General features: G+C 71.2%; 12 protein-coding genes and 2 pseudogenes. 11 read left to right on the forward strand and 3 right to left on the reverse strand.

The genetic code is table 11. From position 1 onward, the window contains the following. Positions 1 to 720: OB-fold nucleic acid binding domain-containing protein (locus A4R44_RS27120; protein WP_369805943.1), on the forward strand; the 720-nt coding region annotated here is incomplete at its 5' end. Positions 721 to 851: 131 nt separating this feature from the next. Here the strand turns inward: A4R44_RS27120 and A4R44_RS27125 are convergent. Next, positions 852 to 6,306 (reverse strand): annotated as a pseudogene (locus A4R44_RS27125) (biotin carboxylase N-terminal domain-containing protein). 442 nt (positions 6,307 to 6,748) lie between these two features. Here A4R44_RS27125 and A4R44_RS27130 point away from each other — a divergent pair. From A4R44_RS27130 to A4R44_RS27145, 4 genes are read left to right on the forward strand one after another with little or no spacing between them, the layout of a single operon-like run. Next, entirely contained in the window at positions 6,749 to 8,278 is a 1,530-nt protein-coding gene (locus A4R44_RS27130; protein ID WP_067586631.1) for a sugar ABC transporter ATP-binding protein, read from the forward strand. Continuing rightward, on the forward strand, positions 8,275 to 9,264 hold the full coding sequence (locus A4R44_RS27135) for an ABC transporter permease (protein WP_067586633.1): 990 nt from the start codon (positions 8,275 to 8,277) through the stop codon (positions 9,262 to 9,264). Before A4R44_RS27130 ends, A4R44_RS27135 begins: the two co-directional genes overlap by 4 nt. 22 nt (positions 9,265 to 9,286) lie before the next feature. Then, complete coding sequence (locus A4R44_RS27140; protein WP_067586636.1) at positions 9,287 to 10,288, forward strand: substrate-binding domain-containing protein; 1,002 nt, start codon at positions 9,287 to 9,289, stop codon at positions 10,286 to 10,288. Between the two features lie 3 nt (positions 10,289 to 10,291). Further along, the gene (locus A4R44_RS27145) at positions 10,292 to 11,695 is read left to right on the forward strand and encodes an L-fucose/L-arabinose isomerase family protein (protein ID WP_067586639.1); all 1,404 of its coding nucleotides are present in this window, start codon (positions 10,292 to 10,294) and stop codon (positions 11,693 to 11,695) included. 90 nt (positions 11,696 to 11,785) lie between these two features. On the opposite strand, the gene A4R44_RS27150 is transcribed toward A4R44_RS27145, so the two are convergent. After that, positions 11,786 to 13,174 (reverse strand): MFS transporter, encoded by a 1,389-nt coding sequence (locus A4R44_RS27150; RefSeq protein WP_067586642.1) that lies wholly within the window; start codon positions 13,172 to 13,174, stop codon positions 11,786 to 11,788. Then, positions 13,171 to 14,040, reverse strand: a complete 870-nt coding sequence (locus A4R44_RS27155; RefSeq protein WP_067586645.1) for an alpha/beta fold hydrolase — start codon at positions 14,038 to 14,040, stop codon at positions 13,171 to 13,173. Before A4R44_RS27155 ends, A4R44_RS27150 begins: the two co-directional genes overlap by 4 nt. Before the next feature lie 118 nt (positions 14,041 to 14,158). Between A4R44_RS27155 and A4R44_RS27160 the strand changes: the two genes are divergently transcribed. The 6 genes and pseudogenes from A4R44_RS27160 to A4R44_RS46235 all read left to right on the forward strand — a co-directional run. After that, the gene (locus A4R44_RS27160; protein WP_067586648.1) at positions 14,159 to 15,115 is read left to right on the forward strand and encodes a LysR family transcriptional regulator; all 957 of its coding nucleotides are present in this window, start codon (positions 14,159 to 14,161) and stop codon (positions 15,113 to 15,115) included. Positions 15,116 to 15,919: 804 nt separating this feature from the next. Then, the gene (locus A4R44_RS27165; RefSeq protein ID WP_067586651.1) at positions 15,920 to 16,333 is read left to right on the forward strand and encodes an SsgA family sporulation/cell division regulator; all 414 of its coding nucleotides are present in this window, start codon (positions 15,920 to 15,922) and stop codon (positions 16,331 to 16,333) included. Between the two features lie 370 nt (positions 16,334 to 16,703). Next, a complete protein-coding gene (locus A4R44_RS27170) occupies positions 16,704 to 17,039 on the forward strand; it encodes an STAS domain-containing protein (protein WP_067586654.1) in 336 nt (111 codons plus the stop codon). A 43-nt stretch (positions 17,040 to 17,082) separates the two neighbouring features. Next, positions 17,083 to 17,922, forward strand: coding sequence for an aldo/keto reductase (locus A4R44_RS27175; protein WP_067586657.1), 840 nt, complete (start codon positions 17,083 to 17,085; stop codon positions 17,920 to 17,922). Between the two features lie 47 nt (positions 17,923 to 17,969). Continuing rightward, complete coding sequence (locus A4R44_RS27180; RefSeq protein ID WP_067586660.1) at positions 17,970 to 18,977, forward strand: glycosyltransferase family 4 protein; 1,008 nt, start codon at positions 17,970 to 17,972, stop codon at positions 18,975 to 18,977. Beyond that, positions 18,977 to 19,786, forward strand: a pseudogene (locus A4R44_RS46235) (lysylphosphatidylglycerol synthase transmembrane domain-containing protein); the annotation flags it as partial. The gene A4R44_RS27180 and the pseudogene A4R44_RS46235, both read left to right, overlap by 1 nt. Positions 19,787 to 19,865 lie beyond the last annotated feature (79 nt).

The following is a 19,865-nucleotide window of genomic DNA, read 5'->3' on the forward strand; positions in this document are numbered from 1 at the left end:
CCGCTCAAGCGCCAGGAAGCGATGGGCCAATTCGACCTCTTCGGCGGCGAGAACACAGAACCGGCCTCGTCGCCGTTGGCGCACCTGAAATTCACCGCCGAAGAGTGGCCGCGCAAGCAGTTGCTGGCGCATGAGCGGGACATGCTCGGCCTCTACGTTTCAGCTCATCCCTTGGACGGCGCCGAAGGCGTCCTCCGCAAACACGCGTCCCGTCCGATCGCGGCGATCATCGACAATCCGCCGAAGGAAGGCGAGATCGTCGTCGCCGGGTTGATCACTTCGCTGGAGCGGCGGGTGAACAAGAAGGGCGAACCGTGGGCGATCTGCACGGTCGAGGATTTGGACGCGTCGCTTGAAGTGCTGTTCTTCGCCAAGTCGTACGCGTTCTGCGCGGCGGATCTGGTGGAGGACAACGCGGTGCTGGTGAAGGGACGGGTCAACTGGCGGGAGGACAGAATGTCGGTCTTCGGGGCGGAGCTGGCGCCGCTGGACCTGACGGAACTCGGGGAAACGCCGCTGGTGCTGCACACGCGGGCGGAGAAGGTGACGCTGCCGGTGGTGCTGGAGCTCAAGCAGGCTTTGCTGGCGCACCAAGGGAACACGCCGGTGCACCTGCACGTGGGGGAGCGGCGTTACGCGCTGGACGGGTACTCGGTCAAGGTGACTCCGGCGCTGCTGGGCGAGGTGGAGACGATCCGGGGAATTACGGTGGGGCCGTGAGTGCTGGTCCCGGTGAGAACCGGGGACGAACACTCACGACCCCCGCTGCCCGCTCCCGCAAGGCGAACCGCCTCGGCTGGCCTCGTGAGTGCTGGCCCCGGTGAGAACCGGGACCAGCACTCACGACGACCTCAGCGCTTCAGCCCGTGCTCGATCGCCTCGATGATCCGCGGCCGGAGCTGCGCGGTGCTGACGATCGCGTCCACCGAGCCGACCTCGACCGCGCGCTGGATGCTGTGCACCCGGTCGAACTCCGACGCCACCTCGCCGAGCTTCTCGGCCCGCACCGACGACGTGACCTCGGCCAGCTCCGCCGCGCACGCCGCCTTCTCGGCCCCGCTCAGCTCGCCCAGCCGCTTCTGCAGCTCGGCCACCCGCGGGTCGTTGGCCGTCCGGGTCTTCACCTCGCCCGCGAACACCACCGCGGCCGCCGGAGCACCGCCGAGCACCGAAGCGAACGAGCCCTCCAGGGCCAGCACCGTCATGTTCGGGTTCAGCGCCTTCGAGAACACCACGAACGCCCCGCCGTGGTAGCGCGAGATCACCGTGAACACGATCGGGCCCTCGAAGTTCACGATCGCGCGGCCGATCTCGGCCCCGTACTCCAGCTGGAGTTTCTTCATCGACTCCGGCGAGCCGTCGAAGCCGGACAGGTTCGCCAGCACCACCAGCGGACGGTTGCCGCTCGCCGCGTTGATCGCGCGGGCCGTCTTCTTCGACGACTTCGGGAACAGCGTGCCCGCGGTGAAGGTGTCCGGGCCGTCGGTGGGCGGGAAGCCGCGGCGGGGCACCGAACGCGATTCGATGCCCAGCAGGCACACCGGGTGCCCGCCGATGTGCACGTCCTGCACCGCGGCGGTGTCCGCGTCCGCCATGCCCGCCCACCGTTCCAGCACCGGATGGTCCTGGTCGGACAGCGCGCGCATCACCGTGCGGATGTCGAAGGGCTTCTTGCGGTCCGGGTTGTGCTCGGCCGAGAAAATCTGGCCCACCGTGGCGAAGTCGCTGCCGACGACGGCGTGCGGGTAGTCCGACACGTCGCGGCCTGCCGGGTCGGTGGTGACCGCCTGGCGCGGCCCCGCTTCGCCCGGCACGACGTAAGTGTGCGCGTAGTGCGCCATCAGCACGTCGCGCGCCCCGGCGAGGTTCGGCGCCCAGTACTGCGCCTGGCCGTTCGGGCCCATCACGCGGTCGTAGCCGCCGATGCCGAAGTTGTCCTCGGCCGACACGCCGCCGGAGAAGTCCAGCGACTGCTTGCCGGTGAGCACCATCGCCGAATCCGGCGTCATCACCAGGATGCCCTTGGTGTGCATGAGCATCGTGGCCTCGGCGTTCCAGTACGGCTGCGCGCCCACGGTGATCCCGGCGACCACGATGTTGATCTCGCCGCCGTCCTGGGTGAACTCCACGATCCGCTTCAGCGCGGCCGCGACCCAGTCCATGTTCTCGGTGCCGGACTCCATCGAGATCCGCGCGCCGGACGACAGCGCGAACCATTCGACCGGAACCCGCAGCTCGTGGGCCAGGTTCAGCGCCGCGATCACCCGCGTGCACTCCGGCTCGGCCAGCGCGCCGAGCGACTTCGTCGGGTCGCCCAGCAGCACCACGCGCTTGACGCCCTCGGGCACCCGCTCGGTCGGCGTGCTGACCACGCCGGCCACGAGTCCGGCCTTGTTCTGCCCGCGCGGCCGGTCGACCGGCACCAGCGCACCGGTGTCGTCGAGGTCGTGCTCCGCGAAGGAGCCGCCGCCTGCCAGCAGTTCGGTGAGCTCGTACGGGTACACCGTGTCGCGGCGCGCGGCGCGCAGCACCTTCTGCCGGTAGTCGTCCAGCGGCTGCACCGGTTCGGTGCGCGGGGCCTCGACCGACAGCCGCACGCCCGCGCCGACTTCGTTGCGGACCGTCACCGCGATGTCGGTCAGCTCGCCGGTTTCCGCGTTCCGCTGCCGGGCGAGGAACTGGATCTCCTCCAGGCCCGCGCCGGCGGTGGTCGGCAGGACGCGGCGGGCGAGCAGGTTCAGTTCGTCCATCGTCAGCTCGCTCGCCGGCCACACGTAGATGACGATCCGGTTGGTGTCGAACCGGTTCTTCGCCGGACGCCGCGCCTGCGCGTTGCGGACCGCGTCGAGGCAGGCGGCGAGCGTGTCCTCGGCCGAGGGCAGCGACACGAGCCTGCCGTCCGCCTCGCGCAGCGGCGTGAGGTCGCGGACCTGCGACATCGCGATCAGCCGCTCGTCGGCCGGGTTCGCCTTCGCGGTGCCGGTGAACAGGTACACCTCTTCGTCCGCCGAGGGCAGCCGCGTGAGGTCGAATTCCCGCAGCCGCTCCAGCTGCAGCCGTTCGGCCACGCGCGGGTGCAGCCCGCGGATCACCCGGTCCTCGGCGAAGCCGGATTCGGTCCGGCGGAAGGTGAAGTGGTGGTGCATCACCGCGCCGCCGCCACCGGCGACGGTGGTGACGACCCGGTCGACGTCGGCCGGAAGCGGTTGCGCCGCCACGATTTCGCCCAGCTTCGCGGCCATCGCGTCGCTGTCGGGCTGGTCGGTCCACTTGAGATACACGTCCGCGGCGACCGGAGCCCCGGCGCCGGCGGACAGTTCGGCCACCGCGCGCATCGCGTCCGGCAGCTGCGGGAAATCGACCGCCGTGGTGACCACGCGCGCCGGTTCCGGGTGCGAGGCGGTGACGAACGAGCAGCCCGCGACCTCGCGCACGCGCACGTCGGTGAGCGCCTTGTTGCCGTAGTAGCGCCGGGTCAGCACCTCGAGCATCGGGGCCGGGTCCGCGCCCGGCCGCCCGATCCGCTGGCCGAGCAGCCGCACCAGCGGCTCGTTGCTCGACACCATGCCGGAGATCCGCTCGGCGCGGTCGGCCGCGTCCGGGTTGCGGTCGAGATAGCGCAGGTGGCCGCGGATCTCGGCGTACACCTCGGCGCGCGCCCGGCGCAGCAGCGGCTGGGCGAACCAGCGGAACACCACGCCGCGGGCGAGGTCGCTGACCGCGGGGAACCGCAGCTGGGTGGCGGCGACCAGGTGCTCCAGCGCGAGCCCGGCCGTTTCGCGAAGCTCGGCCGAGGGCGGGGCCTCGGTGAGCCATTGCCGCAGCAGCGCGGAAACGATCGCACTGTCACTCGAAGCCCGTTGCTGGGCAAGGAAAATCCGGAAGACCGCCTCTTCCAGCTCCGGCGTGCGCTCCAGGTCGCCGACGCCGTAGTGGCCGAGCACGCGGCGCAGCCTGCCCTGGAATTTCTCCGGCAGCCCGGCGCGTTCGACGTCGAGACTCTGCAGATAGGTGTGGAAGTACTCGCGGGCGCTGTGCACCGGGCTCGACGCGCTGAGGTCGTCCGCGGCGGGCTTGTTCCGGCTCAGCTCGGACAGGTCGGCGAACACGTCCAGCAGTTCGAGTTCGCCCGCCAGCGGACGTGCCGGCAGGTCCGCGCGCGCCGCCAGGTAGCCGCTGAGCACCCGGCCCTGGTCGTGCGGGTCGACGTCGAAGCCGAGCAGCAGGCTGCGCAGGTCCTGCCTGCCGCGCTCGGCCCGGTCGGCCGCGCTCGTGCCGTCCGGTTCGGCGGGCAGGTCGATCTCGGCGGTCTCGGCCTGCGCGACGGCCTCCTGCCGCGCCTCGTCGGCCAGCGGTTCGAGGCGCAGCAGCGGAGCCCCGGTCTCCACCTGGCTGCCGATCGACACCGGGAGTTCCTTGACCCGGGCCCGGAACGGCGCGCGCAGCACCGTCTCCATCTTCATGCTCTCCAGCACGAGCACCGGCGCTCCGGACTCGACCTCGTCGTCCACCGCGACCGGCGTGGCGACCACCAGCGCGGGCGCGGGGGNCGCCGCCCTCGTCGCGGCTGATCCGGTGGGTGATGCCGTCGACCTCGACCAGGTGGGTCGGCCCGTGCGTGCCGGTGACGAGCCGGAACCGCGTGCCGTTGACGGTGATCTGGCCGCTGTGCTCGTCGAACCGTTCGAGTTCGACGTCGGCCGGGTGCACCTCCCCGCCGCCGCTGACGCCGACCCGGAACCGCTTCGGCCCGGTGCGCGCGACCGTGACGCGGTACGACGCGCCGCGCAGTTTCAGGTCGAGCGGACGGATTTCGTGGCGTACCTGCGGACGGCCGCCGAACGCGGTCGACAGCAGCCGCTGCCGCCCGACCTCCTCGTCGTCCTCGTAGGCCTCGATCGCCGCCGCGGCGAGCGCGACCGCGGAATGCCGCGTGGTGACGAGACGGCCTTCGGCGCGGACGCGGTCGATCCAGCCGGTGTCCGCGCTGGCGTCGATCACCTCGGGCTGGTCGAGCAGGTCGAGCACGAAGCTCTTGTTGGTGGCGCCGCCCTCGATGAGCACGGACGTCTCGGACATCGCCCGGCGCAGCCGGGCGAGCGCCTGGTCGCGGTCGCGGCCGTAGGCGATGATCTTGGCGATCATCGAGTCGAAGTCGGCGGGGATCGTGTCGCCCTCGCTGACGCCGGTGTCGACCCGGATGCCCGGGCCCGCGGGCAGCAGCAGCCGGGCGATGCGGCCGGGGGACGGCGCGAAGTCGCGGTCCGGGTCCTCGGCGTTGAGCCGCGCTTCGACGGCGTGCCCGGACTCCGCAGGCTGCGCGCCTTCGAGCTTGCCGCCGGACGCGACGTGCAGCTGCAGCCGCACCAGGTCGGTGCCGGTGGTGATCTCGGTGATCGGGTGTTCCACCTGGAGCCGGGTGTTGACCTCGAGGAAGGCGAACATCCGGTCGCCGGGGTGGTAGAGGAATTCGACGGTGCACGCGCCGCGGTAGCCGACCGCGACCGCGAGCCGCTCGGCCGACGCCTTCAGCTCGGCGGTCTGGTCCGGCCCGAGCACCGGCGAGGCGGACTCCTCGATGATCTTCTGGTTGCGCCGCTGCACCGAGCAGTCGCGGACGCCGAGCGCCCACGCGGTCTCGCCGTCGGAGATCACCTGGACCTCGACGTGCCGCGCGCCGGTGACCAGGCGCTCCAGGAACACGACGCCGCTGCCGAACGCGCGCAGCGCTTCCTGGCTGGTGCGCTCGTAGGCCTCGGTGAGATCGCCCGCCGACTCGACCTTGCGGATGCCGCGCCCGCCGCCGCCCGCGGTGGCCTTGAGCATCAGCGGGTAGCCGATCTTGTCGCCCGCGGCGAGGGCTTCTTCGAGGGTCGCGACCTCGCCGCCGCTCCACGGAGCGACCGGGACGCCGACCTCCTCGGCGATCAGCTTCGCGCCGATCTTGTCGCCGAGCTTGCGCATCGCGTCGGCGCTGGGGCCGACGAAGGCGACGCCGATCTTCTCGCACAGCTGCGCGAACGCCGGGTCCTCGGCGACGAAGCCCCAGCCGACCCACGCGGCGTCGGCCTCGGTCTCGACCAGTGCCTTCTCCAGTTTGGCGAGGTCGAGGTAGGGCCGCGCGGAGGCGGGGCCGAGCGAGTACGCGACGTCGGCTTCGCGGACGAAAGTCGCGGTGGCGTCCGCGTCCGTGTAGAGCGCGACCGTCTCGATCCGTCGCCCGGTCTCGGCGGACGCGTCCCGGACGGCGTGGATCAACCGCATCGCGGCCTCTCCGCGGTTGACGATGGCGACGCGATTGAACACGGACAAAGCCTCCCAGTGAACCTGACTGCACCACGCACAGCAGGCGACGCCGGACCCGCCGGAACGTCGCCTGTCTTCGTCGTACACATTGCTCCCTTACCGCCGGGTACACCAATGTCGCGGATGACGCATGCCGCGCCTGCCGGTTTGTAGGAACCCGCCAAAAACGGCTCGTGTCACGTCGTCCGGGACTCGTTTATCGCGAGGTATGCCACAAATCACGCCCGGCTGACCAGGGGCGGAGGCGACTGGACGGCCCGGCGTTTCCAGGGGGTCGGACAGGGGTCACCCGCAGTTCAGGCGGCGGCGCGGAGCGTGCCGGGCGGAACCGGAGCCGAGGCTCCTCCGAGCGGGGCAAATGTGACCCTTGACACTCCGATGGGGTGCCCCTACCGTCGCGGGTAATCGATTTCTCGACGTGGGGCGGGCCGAGAGGGCGGGCATGGGAGACGGCGGCGTCGCGCTGGTCGAGCTGGCCGGCGTCAGCAAGACCTACGGCGGGGTGCGTGCCCTGGGCGCGGTGGACTTCACCGCGGTGAAGGGGGAGGTGCACGCGCTGCTCGGCGAGAACGGGGCAGGCAAGTCCACGCTGCTGAAGATCTTGTCGGGGGAGATCGCCGCCGGGGAGGGGGCGATCCGGATCGCGGGGGAGGCGGTCCGGTTCGCCCGCCCGGCCGACGCGCGCCGCGCCGGGGTCGCGATGATCCACCAGGAACTGGACCTCGTTCCCGCGCTTTCGGTGGCGGAGAACGTTTTTCTCGGCCGCGAGCCGCGCACCCGCGGCGGCACGGCCGACCGGCGGCGGATGGTCGCGGCCACGCGCGAGGTGCTGGAACGCTCCGGCGTCGACCTCGACCCGCGCACGCCGGTCGAACGGTTGCGGACCGGCGAACAGCAGCTGGTCACCATCGCGAAAGCCCTGTCGCTGGACGCGCGGATCCTGCTGATGGACGAACCCACGTCGGCGCTGTCGCCGCGCGAGGCGGAGCGGCTGTTCACGGTCATCGGCCAGCTGCGCGCGGACGGGGCGGCGATTGTCTACGTGTCGCACCGGATGGACGAGATCGGGCGGATCGCGGACCGGGCGACGGTGCTGCGCAACGGCGAGGTCGTCGCGGAGTTCGGCGCGGCGGAGCTGACTGCCGAGCGGGCCGCGGAGGCGATGGTGGGCCGTCCGGTGCACCTGCTGTTCCGCGCGGACAGCGTGCCCTCGCCGAATCAGGACGAGGTGCTTCGCGTCGAGGATCTCGTGCTGCGGCCGCGCGCCGGGCGGCGGGAACCGGACGGGATCAGTCTCACGGTGCGGGCCGGTGAGATCGTCGGTATCGCCGGATTGCTCGGCGCGGGACGGACCGAACTGCTGGAGACGCTGTACGGCGCGTCCGGCGGCACGGCGGTCAGCGGGCGGATTTTCCTGCGCGGCAAGGAGTTCCGGCCGCGCTCGCCGCGGCGGTCGCTGCGGTCGGGGATCGCGTTCGTGCCCGAGGACCGGCGCATCGCGGGGCTGGCGCTGGAGCATTCCGTCGTGGCGAACACCGTGCTGTCCATTGTGGACCGGTTGGCGCGGTTCGGCATCGTCCCCGGCGGGCGCGAGCGGACGGTGGCCGGGGAGGAAGCCGGGCGGCTCGGGGTGAAACTGGGGTCGCTCGCCGATCCGGTGGGCTCGCTGTCCGGCGGGAATCAGCAGAAAGTGGTGCTGGGCCGGGCTTTGCTCACCGAACCGGTGCTGCTGTTGCTGGACGAGCCGACGCGCGGGGTGGACGTGGGGGCGAAGGCGGAGATCTACCGGCTGCTCGGCGAGGCCGCGCGGAGCGGGGTCGGGGTGCTGCTGGCCTCGTCGGAACCGGCGGAGCTGGTCGGCGTGTGCGACCGCGTGGTGGTGCTGCGCGGCGGGCGCAGCGTGCACGAACTGGACACGGCCCAGGCCGGCGAGGCGGAACTGCTCGCCGCGTCGATGGGAGACGTCCGGTGAACGGGCGCGCCGTGCTGGCCGCGGTGTTCCGGTTCCAGAGCGTCTTCGGGCTCGTGCTGGTGTTCGCCGCCGCGATCGTCTTCTCCCCGCACCGCGACGGGGAGCTGGTGTTTCTCGGCAGCGGCAACCTGTTCAACGTCGTCCGCGCGATCTCCGAGATCGGCGTCATCGCGGTGGGCATGACACTGGTGATCCTGGTCGGCGGCATCGACCTGTCGGTGGGCTCGGTGATGGGGCTGGCCAGCGTCGGCGTCGCGCTGCTGCTCACCAGCGGCGGCTGGGGACTCGTGCCGGGAGTGCTGACGGTCCTCGCGCTCGGCTTCGGTTTCGGGCTGCTGCAAGGGATCGCGAGCGCGCGGTTCCGGATCCAGTCGTTCATCGTGACGCTCGCCGGGATGCAGATCGCCCGCGGGATCGCGCGGATGTGGTCCGGCGGCGAGGGCGTTTCGATCACCTACGGCACGGGGCCCGGCCAAGCTCCGGTCCCGTTCTCGCTGCTGGGCGAGCGGACGTTCGGCGGAGTGGTGCCGATCCCGGCGCTGTTCTTCGTGGTGGTCGCGGCGCTCGCGGTGCTGGTGCTGCGGGCGAGCGCGTTCTCGCGGCACGTGTACGCGATCGGCGGCAACGAAAAGGCCGCAGTGCTGTCCGGGGTGCCGGTGATCCGGGTGAAAGTGCTGGTCTTCGGCCTGTGCGGGCTGCTCGCCGCGCTGGCCGGGATCGTCCACGCGGGACAGTACAACTTCGGCGGGCCCAACGACGGCACCGGTTACGAGCTCAACGCCATCGCGGCCGTCGTGATCGGCGGGACCAGCCTGTCCGGCGGGCGCGGGTCGGTGTCCGGCACCGTCGCGGGCGCCCTGCTGGTCGGAGTGCTCGACAACATCCTCCAGCTCAACGACGTCGATTCGAACGTCCAGCTGATCGTGGTCGGCGTGGTGATCGTGCTCGCCGCGGGCCTGCAGCGACTGCGCCCGGCCACGGTCTAGGCGTTCGGGAAAAGGGGAGCAGATGTCCGGCATCATCCGCGGCGGGGCGGTACTGGCGGGGCTGGCCCTCGTCGCCGCCTGCGGCACCACCCACGAGAACGCGCCGGGCGCGTCATCCGGCGCCGCGCCGGCCGCGAGGCAATGCCACGGTCCGAGCGGGAAGTACAAAATCGGGATGAGCCAAGCGAATCTCGCCGAACCGTATCGCGTCCGGATGGACGACGACATCCGCAAGGCCGCGGCCGGTGTGCCGCAATTCAGCGTCAGTTACGCGGACGCCGCACAGGACAACGCGAAACAGGTCGAGCAGGTCAACACTTTCCTGACCCAGGGCATCGATCTGCTGATCATCAGCCCGAACGAGGCGACGCCGTTGACCGGTGTCGTGAAGAAGGCTTACGACCAGGGGATTCCGGTGCTCGTGCTGGACCGGAAGGTCGACGGCGACGGGTACACCTCGTTCATCGGTGCGGACAATGTGGACATCGGCCGGCAGGCGGGCAAGTTCTTCGCCGAGAAATTGCTGCCGCACGGCGGGAAAGTCGTCGAACTGAAGGGCCTCGCCGGATCGACGCCCGCCAAGGAACGCAGCGACGGATTCCACCAGGGCAGCACGGACCGCAACCTCACCGTCGTGGGCAGTGCGGACGCGGATTGGTTGCGGGACAAGGGGCAACAGCAGGCGGACGCGTTGCTGAAGGCGCATCCGGACGCGCAGGCGATATTCTCCGAGAACGACCCGATGGCCGAGGGCGCGCGCATCGCCGCGCAGAACGCGGGCCGCGCGGACCTGCCGATCGTCGGCATCGACGGCCTGCCGGTGCCCGAAGGCGGCATCAAGGCGGTGGAGGCCGGCCGGCTGTCGGCCACGTTCCTCTATCCGACCGGCGGCAAGGAAGCCGTCGCGGCAGCGAAGAAACTGCTCGTCGACTGCCAGACCGTGCGCAAGACGCAGACCCTGCCCACCCGCCTGGTGACGCGCGACAACGCGGCCCAGGTCTACGCCGAACTGAACCGGAGCTGACCTATGGCGCGAATCGGTGTCCTCGCCGTCTCCGACGGGCGCGACCACGTGCACCGGCGGAACACCGGCTTCATCCGGTCCAAAGCGGACGAGTTCACCGCCGCACTGACCGCGGCGGGCCACGACGTCGTCACCGGAGGACTGGTCGCCACGAACACCACCGCGACCGCGGCCGCGCGCTCGGTCGCCGCGAGTTCGGTGGACGTGACAGTGCTGTACTACGCGGTGTGGGCGTTCCCGCACTTCACCATGCTGGCCGCGGACGCGACCCCGGGCCCGCTGTTGCTCGTCGCGAGCACCGACCCGACCGAGCCCGGCCTGGTCGGGATGCTCGCCGCCGGGGGAGCGCTCGACCAGATCGGCCGCGCGCACACCCGTTTGTGGGGCGCGCCTTCCGACCCGGGCCTGATCGCCGAAGTCGGCGCGCACGCGAGCGCCGCCGCTGCCGTCGGTTCGCTGCGCGGTTCGACCTTCGGCCGCTTCGGCGGGCGGCCGATGGGCATGAACACGGCGGTGGCCAATACCGATCAATGGATGCGCCAGTTCGGGGTGGACGTCGAGGAAATCGACCAGTACGAACTGGTTCGCCGCGCCGAAGGACCTTCGGCGGAAGCCGTCAGCGGCCGGAAATGGCTGGAAGAACACGCCACCGTGCACTACGACGGAGATCGGCTCACCCCGGAGTTGGTGGAACGCCAACTGCGTCTTTACCTCGCTGTGCGCGATATCGCTGCCGAACGGCACCTGGATTTCTCCGGGATCAAAGCACAACCGGAGCTGACCGAGCACTTCGCGACCGCAGATGTCGCCGAGGCGCTGCTCAACGATCCTTACGACTGGAACGGCCCCAAAGCCGTGCACGTCACCGCCACCGAAGCGGACATGGACGGTGCGCTGACCATGCAGCTGATGCACCGGATCACCGGGACGCCCGTGCTTTTCGCGGACGTCCGGCACTACCACCCGGACCGGGACGTGTGGGACCTGTGCAACTCCGGCCAGCACGCGACGTGGTTCGCCGCGCGGAGCGAGGACCCGGCGGAGAACCTGGCGCAGGTGCACCTGTATCCGGAGGTGTTCTTCTTCCCCGCGGGCGGGGCTTCGGTGCAGCACATCGCCGCCCCCGGCCGGATGACATTGGCACGGTTGAGCCGGTTGGACGGGGAGTACCGGATGCAGCTGGTGCTGGGGGAGTTCGAGAATTACGACGCGCGGACAACGCGGGAACTGGTCTCGCGCTCCACGCCGGAGTGGCCGCATGCGTTCGCGCGCCTGGACGTGGCGGCGGAGACGTTTTTGTCGCGCTTCGGGGCGAACCACGTGCATGCGGTCCCGGGAGACCGGAGGAGGGAGCTTCGGGTCGCGGCTGGATTGATGGGGGTGCGGGTGGAGGAGTGGAGCCGCTGACGACCGGTTCGGCGCGGCCCGTGCTGCGGACGTCCTTCACGGACCTTCGCGGGAGCGGAAGCTTCCCTGCCGAGACGTCCGGCGGCGCGTTCAGCAGGGTGCCGATCCAGGGCGTGCCGGTGCTTTTCGAGCCGCGCGGCCGGCCAGCCCGGCAGCGAAAACCGCAGCCAGTGCGAACACCGCCGCCTCGCAGGTCATCGCATGCCACAACGCCTGGCCGGGGTTCCCGGCGGACGTCGCGTAAGCGATGCCCGCGAACGTGACGCCCAGTGTCCCGCCCAGTTGCTGTGCAGTCGGGAGCAGACCCGAGACCGATGTCGCGGCTTCGGGACGGACTCTGGCGAGGATCTGGGCGAACGCCGAAGCGGTGAACACGCCGAACCCGATGCCGCCAAGGCACAGCGCGAGCCAGTACATCCACCGCAGGGCGGGGTCGCTGACGGTCGCCGGGACGACAAGGGACACCGAGCCCATCGCCAGGGAGGACGAGGCCAGAGCCCATGGGCCGAAGCGCCGGCCCAGCCTGTTCGCGATCCCGCTTCCGGCCAGCGCGCCGACGGCGTACGGGGTGATGCCGAGCCCGGTCTGAAGCGGACTCCAGCCTCGCCCGCCTTGCAGGTGCATCGACAGCAGCAGCGTGAAGGACGGCACTCCGGCGTTGAACACCAGGACGACGCCCAGCCCCCAGCGCGTCGCCGGTTCGGCCAGCGCGGACGGATGGACGAGCGGATCCGCCGCCCTGCGCTGGGAAATCGCGAAGCCGGCCAGCAGCACCACGGCCAGCGCCAGGCTCAGCCACGTCCACCATGGCCACCCGGCGTCCCGCCCCATGGTCAGCGGAAAGACCAGCAGGGCCAAGCCGAGCAGGCTCAGCGCCGCCCCGGTCCGGTCGACGCGTTCCGTCGTGCGTTCACCGTGATCCGGCGGCAGCGCGGGGGAGAGCGCGAGGGCGGCGATCCCGACGGAAACGGTCAGCAGCATCGCCGCCCGCCAGCCGAGGCCGAGCGGGTCGAGCTGGATCAGCACCCCGCCGAGCACCGGGCCCGCGAGCGAAGCGGCCGCCATGGTCGCGCCGAGCGCGCTCAACGCGGCGGCACGACGGTCCGGGGGCACCGCGGACTGGATGATCGACAGGATCTGCGGCGCCATCAGCCCGCTGCCGAAACCCTGCAGCAGGCGCCCGGCGATCAGCACCCCCGCTTCGGGCGCGGCCGCCGCCCCGAGCGAGGCGAGGGTGAACAGCGCCATCCCGGCGACGAACATCTTCCGGCAGCCGTATTTGCCTCCCAGCCGCGCGGAAACGATCAGCGAGCAGGCGTAGGCGAGGGTGTAGGCGGCGAGAACCAGTTGGCTCTCGCCTGCCCCCGCGCCCAGGTCCCGCTGGATGTCGACCACTCCCACCTGCATGACCGTGACGCTGAACAGCTGGACGAACGTGCCGGACAGGATGATCGGCAGGAGAAGCCGCTGTGCGGTCACCGGGAGGGCCGCGGCGAGGCGATGGCGGCGAACATCGCCGCCAGCTCCGCCGGCCGGATCACGAACGGCGAGTGGCCGCCCGGCAGGGAATGCACCTGGAACGGGTTGTCCGGCGTCACCTGGTCGGCCTCGGAGATCATCAGATCCTGGGTCGCCGGCGGCAGGGCGAGGTCGCCGGTCAACCGGATGTAGGTGCGCGGGAGCCGTCCCCAGCGCTCCGCCGAGAGCGGAACCGGCGTGCCGAAGTGCGAGAACGGGTGGTCCGGGTGCAGGAACTGCCGCCACGAGTCCGAGGCGTCCGCGGGGAGGTCGTTCAGGAAGGCCCGGCGGATGACGTCGGTGACTGCCGCGTCGGGAGACAGCGGATTGATCCGGATCGCGCCCAGTTCGGCCGGGTCGCCGATCGGCGGAACCTGGACGGCCCCGGCGTTCTCCTCGGCTTCGATGTAGTCGGCGAACCGCGGCCGGCCCGCGGGCACGAACGAGGACAGGTACACGAGGCGGTCGACCAGTTCGGGCGCCTGTTCCGCGGCGGCCGACACCGCGGAACCCGCGGCGCTGTGCGCGACCAGCAGTACATTCCGGTAGCGGGTGCGGGCACTGACCAGCGCGTCGAGGACCACGTCGGTGCTGTCCTGCAGGGTGAGGTCGCGCAGCGCCGACTTCTCGGCGGCGAGCCCCGGCTGGCCGGGCTGGAAGTACCCGCTGGGGACGGGCGCGCCGAGCCCGCTGCCGGGCAGGTCGACAGCGATGCTGGCAAGGCCGTGGCGGCCGAGCGCGCGCTGGGCCGGACTCCAGTGCAGGGCGCTGTGCCAGGCACCGTGCACGAGCAGCAGGACGGTCTCGGACGAGGACGGACGGGTCATTCCAGGGCCCTTCGAAAGCGGCGGTCACGGACCGCACCAGGTCACCGCAGCTCCGCCCCGTTATCTACTCTCATCTCTGAGGAACGCCTTCGTCATACTTTCCGCGTATCGTGACCGCGTGGAAGCCCGTCATCTTCGCTACGCTCTGGCGCTCGCCGAGCACCAGCATTTCGGCCGCGCCGCGGCGTCGCTGGGCATCGCCCAGCCGCCGCTGTCGACCCAGATCGCCGCGCTCGAACGCGAGGTCGGCGAGCGGCTGTTCGACCGCACCCCGCGCGGCGTTTTCCCCACCGCCGCGGGCAATGCCTTCCTCGCCAGGGCGAGCAGCGCGCTCGCCGAGATGAGCCTCGCGAGGGTCGAGGCGGGCCGCGCCGCGCGCGGGGAGACCGGGCGGTTGCGGCTCGGGTTCATCGGGTCCGCGCTGCTCGACCCGCTGCCGGGCGTGATCGGCCGGTTCCGGCGGGCCCGTCCGGAGGTCCGGATGGTCCTCCAGGAACTGGACACGCCGACCGCGTCCGCGGCCCTGCTCGCCGGCGAACTGGAGGTCGCGGTGGGGCGCGGCAGCCCTCGCGGAGCCGGGGCGGAAGACCTGGTGACGGTGCCCATCGGCGCGGATCACCTGGTGGCCGTGGTCTCGTCGGCGCACCCCTTCGCCGGGCAGCGGTCCGTCGAGGCCGGGCAGCTGGCGCGCGAGCCGCTGGTGGTCAGCGCGGACGCCGCCGGTTCTTATCTGCGCCGGGTGTTCGAACACGACCCCGCCGCCCTCGACGGCGCCGCGCTGGCGCGCGACGTCCACACGATCGCCGGGCTCGCCGCCTGCTGCGCGGGGGTCGGGCTCGGCCCGAACCGGATGCGCCTGATCGCTCGCGACGACATCCGGTTCTGCGACGTCGAACCGCGCTTCCGGCTGCCGGATCTGCAGATGTCGTTCCGGGCGGCCGATTCCTCGCCGGTTCTCGCGGCTTTTCTTTCCGTGGTGCGGCAGAACTGCGCGGAGGTCGGCTCCCGGCTCGACGACCTGCTCGCCCGGCACCCGGCTGCCACCGGGCAGCAGCCGGTGCTTGGCGCCTCCTGATCGGCGAGTCCGCTGCGGAGGCGGGAACAGTCGACGGCCGCTAGGGAGGACTATGCCTCGGGACATCTCGGGTCGGTGTTCTTCGCCGACGTCGAGCTGGCTTACCGCGTTGAGGCGGGCCCCGCTGGGCGATGCCAGGGAGTCAAGCCGGGCGGTCCCGGTCCGCTGACCGTCCACAAAGGACCTCATCGCGCACGAAATGCCCCGAATGGCTGCCGGCACCCGGCACCCGCGGCGGGGCCGGGAGGAGCCGACCCCGGGCGTCGGTCTGGGCGGGGTGCGTCTCGACCGCGTCATCCCTGGCTCCTGAGGGGGCGTGGACGGCTGGCGTTAGTCGGCGCAACCGGCTCACGAGGGGCCGGGAGCGGGGCTGCTGCGAACTTGAGCGGGGCGGCCGGGTCTCGTGCTCGTGCGTGTTCGTGCCGGTTCTAACCGGCACGAACACGCACGAGCGGCAACCGAGCCGCCGCTCGACCTTGAATCGGTTCGGCGGCCTGGCCGCCAGCATTTCCCGGCGGCGAGCGCGGTCTTCTCCGCGCGGTGCCAGGCCCGTCCGGCTTCACGATCGTGGCGATTCGTTTCCGCAGGTCGAAGCCGTCCCTGTGCTGCTCGGGGATCGACCGGCGGGTTGCCCGATCCTGCGGTCAATGCTGCCCTTGCGTAGCCGACTGAGACGTAGATCTCCACCTTTGGGGTGAAATCTGCTCGGTCGGGCAGCTTAGGCTCTTACGGCGCGTTACTTATTGAGAAACATTCACTTCGGTCCGGACAGGTTCGCGACCGGGTAACGAAGGAGGCGCCGTCGTGGAAACCGAACCGCAGGTCGTCCGCGCGACGATCATCTTCGGGCTGCGCACGTTCGGGTCCGTCCCGCTGCCGGTGCGCGCCGATTTGGAGTACGACCCGGCGGATCCGTTCGCGGTGTCGGTCGGCTACCACGCCGGCGGCAGTGTCGTGCGCTGGCTGTTCGGGCGGGACTTGCTCGCCGACGGCCTGCTGGCGCCCGCGGGCGACGGAGACGTCCAGGTGCGCCCCGCCGCCGACGACAGCCGCGTGCTGGTGGAGCTGAACGCGCCGGACGGTTCCGCGGTGCTGGAGGCGGCGGCGAACGAACTCGCCGACTTCCTCGACCGCACCTACGACGAGGTCCCGGTCGGCTCCGAAGACCGTTGCTTCGACTTCGACGAGGAACTCGCGAAGCTCGCCCTGCGCGACTGACCGTCCATAGTGGACGGTGATGGCGCGGTAACCATGCCGAGGCATGGTTCCCGCGCGCGGACTCGGACCTCGCCCGGTCTCCGCGGGCATGCTCGACCGCCCGGGGATCGCCCGAAGAGGCGCCCCCGCGAGTGAACATCCCGTGAACGGATTGCCGCGATCGCACCCCGATCCGACCACTCGCCCGTCCCGCCCGCCGCCGGCGAACAGGCCCCCGAACAGGCGGACTCAGCCGCCGCGGGAGTGAACCTCGTGCTCACCTGGGTTGACCGCACTGGGAGAACGCGTACGGTCGCCTGTGTTGGCTGTTGTCCGGAACCATGCTGCGGTCAGCGCCCCAAGCAGATCTCTGCGAAAGGAGCGCAAACCCATGACTCTTCATCTTCCCGGCGTCACCGCGCCGGTGGAATTGACGGTCCGCGCGGCGAGGCAGGCGGACGCGATCCACCTCGCTCTGGTCGGAGACCTCGACGCGGCTACCGTGCACGTTTTCGAAGCGGCTGTCGCGCCGTTGGCCGGGCCGGTGGTCGTCGATCTGTCCGGCGTCGCGTTCCTGAGCTGCGCTGGCGTTCGCGCCCTGCTCGACGCGCACGAACGGATCCCGTCGTTCGCTGTCGTGCCTGGGCCCGCGCACGCGGTCCGGCGGTGTCTCGCGGTGACCGGCGCGGACGAGATCCTGTGCGTCCGCGAGGCGGTCGCTGCCTGATCGAGCGAGTTTCGCCGCCGCCGCGCACGGGTAGGCCGCCGATATGACGATCGAGACGAACCGCGTTCCGCAGCTCGAACTCACCAACGGCGTCCGGATTCCGCAGTTCGGCCTGGGCGTCTTCCAGATCCCGCCGGAGGAAACAGCCGCGGCGGTGCGCGAGGCGCTGGAGGCCGGATACCGCCACCTCGACACCGCGCAGATGTACCGCAACGAGGAAGGCGTCGGCGCGGGCATCCGCGATTCGGGCGTACCGCGCGAAGAAATCTTCGTCACCACAAAGCTGGCGAACGACGCGCAGGGCCACGACAACGCGATCAACGCGATGGAGGGCAGCCTGCAGCGGCTCGAACTGGACTACGTCGACCTCTACCTGATCCACTGGCCGCTGCCGAAACAGGACAAGTACGTCGCCACCTGGCACGGTTTCGAGGAACTGCAGCGCGCAGGCAAGACCCGCGCGATCGGGGTGTCCAACTTCCAGATTTCGCACCTGGAACGCCTGGCCGCCGAGTCGGCGACGGTGCCCGCGGTCAACCAGATCGAGCTGCATCCCGCGCTGCAGCAACCGGAACTGCGCGCCTACCACGAAGCACACGGCATCGTGACCGAGGCGTGGAGCCCGCTCGCCCAAGGCGAAGTGCTCGAAGACCCGCTGCTGGCCGAACTGGCGGAGAAACACGGCAAGACGCCCGCGCAGATCGTGCTGCGCTGGCACGTGCAGCTCGGCAACGTCGTGTTCCCGAAGTCGTCGTCGCCGAAGCGGATGCGGGAGAACATCGACATTTTCGACTTCTCCCTCAGCGACAGCGACCTCGACGTCCTCAGCGGCCTCGACGAGGGCCGCCGCACGGGCTTCGACCCGGACACCTTCGACGGCTGAACCAGATCGCCCAGTCGCCCGTTGTCTCCGGTTAGGAGGGAGGCAGCGTGCGACTGTCCTGTTTTGTGGTGCCGGGCGACCTCGACGACCGCAGCGTGCCCAGCGGCGGCAACACCTACGACCGCCGCATGGCCGAACACCTGCCGGTACGGCTGCGGCCGGTCGAGGGTAGCTGGCCGGACCCCGGCGAGGCCGCGAAGCGTCAGCTGGACGGAGTGCTCGCCGAGGTCCCCGATGGCGCGAAGGTGCTGCTCGACGGCCTTGTCGCCTGCGGAGTGCCGGAAGTTGTGGCCCCGCAGGCGGCCCGGCTCGACCTGGCTGTCCTCGTGCACCTGCCGCTGGCGGACGACAGCCCGCACCGCGCGGCCGACCTCGACGCCCGCGAACGGAAGACCCTCCAGCTCGCGAACCAGGTCATCGTCACCAGTCCCGCCGCCGCTCGCGCCGTCGAGAAGCGGCACGGCCTCGCCACCGTCCACATCGCACCGCCCGGAACCGATCCGGCACCGCGAGCCACCGGGACCGACGGAGTGTCCCAGCTGATCTGTGTCGCCGCGGTGACCCCGCGCAAGGGCCAGGACATCCTCCTGAAAGCACTGTCCGAAGTGGATGGGCTGAAGGTGGACCTGGTCGGCTCGCGCACCCGAAACCCGGCCTACGCCACCACCTTGAGCCACCCGCGCGCCCGCTTCACCGGCCCGCTCGGCGGAGCAGCGCTGGAAGACGCCTACCGCCGAGCCGACCTGCTGGTCCTGCCCTCGCACGCCGAGACGTACGGCATGGTCGTCACGGAGGCGCTCGCTCGCGGAATCCCGGTGCTCGCCTCGGACGTCGGCGGCGTACCCGACGCCCTCGGCCGCGCGCCGGACGGCGAGCGACCCGGTCTCCTCGTCCCGCCCGGCGACGCAGCAGCCCTCGGCGCAGCGCTCCGAAGCTGGCGTGACGACCCTGACCTGCGCAAACGACTCCGTGCTGCGGCTGCCGCGCGAGCGCGCACCCTGGAAGGGTGGGCCGCCGCGGCGGCCCGGTTGCGCGGAATCTTGGCGGTCGGCTGATGCGGTGGCTGCGGCTGCTGGCCGGGGTCGCGGTCATCGCCGCGCTGTGGTGGCGGCTCGGCACGGGGGCATTCGCCGGTGGTCTGCGCGCGCTTGGCCCGGTTCCGATCACGATCGCGCTGGTCATCGGGCTCGTGACCACTCTGGCGAGCGCCGCGCGCTGGCGGCTGGTCGCGGCGCGGCTCGGGCTGCGCCTGCCGTTCCGCGAAGCCGCAGGCGACTATTACGGCGCGCAATTCCTCAACGGCGTCCTCCCCGCCGGCGTGCTCGGCGACGTCCACCGCGCAGTCCGACATGGCCGACGAACCGGCGACGTCGGTCGCGGCGTCCGGGCGGTCGTGCTCGAACGCGCTGCCGGACAGACCGTGGTGGTGGCCGCCGGACTGGCCGTCGTGGTCTTCCGGCCGGAGCTGCTGCCGCGGCAGGTGCTGCTCTGCCTGGGAATCGTGACCGTGGCGCTGGCCGTCGCCGCGGTCACGACGCGGCAGCGGCTGCGCCGCGTCTGGACGGCCGACATCCGGACCGGCGTCCTCGAAGCGTGGCCCGGCGTCGCAGGCTGGTCTCTGCTGGCAGTGGCCGGACATCTGACGCTGTTCGCGGTCGCCGCCCGCGCGGCTGGTGCGACCGCGCCGTTGAGCGTCCTGCTGCCGCTGCTGGTGCTCGCGTTGCTGGCGATGGGGATGCCGCTGAACGTCGGCGGATTCGGCCCGCGCGAGGGCACCGCGGCGTTGTCGTTCGCCGCCGCCGGACTGGGCGCGGAGCAGGGCGTGACGGTCGCGGTCGGCTACGGCGTGCTCGCTCTGGTCTCGACGTTGCCCGGCGGGGCGGTTCTCGCGCTCCGCCGGATGATCCGGCGGCCGGGCCCGGACGCCCGGCCGGTATCGTCCG

Source organism: Amycolatopsis sp. M39, from assembly GCF_001651785.1.
Lineage (GTDB): Bacteria > Actinomycetota > Actinomycetes > Mycobacteriales > Pseudonocardiaceae > Amycolatopsis > Amycolatopsis rubida.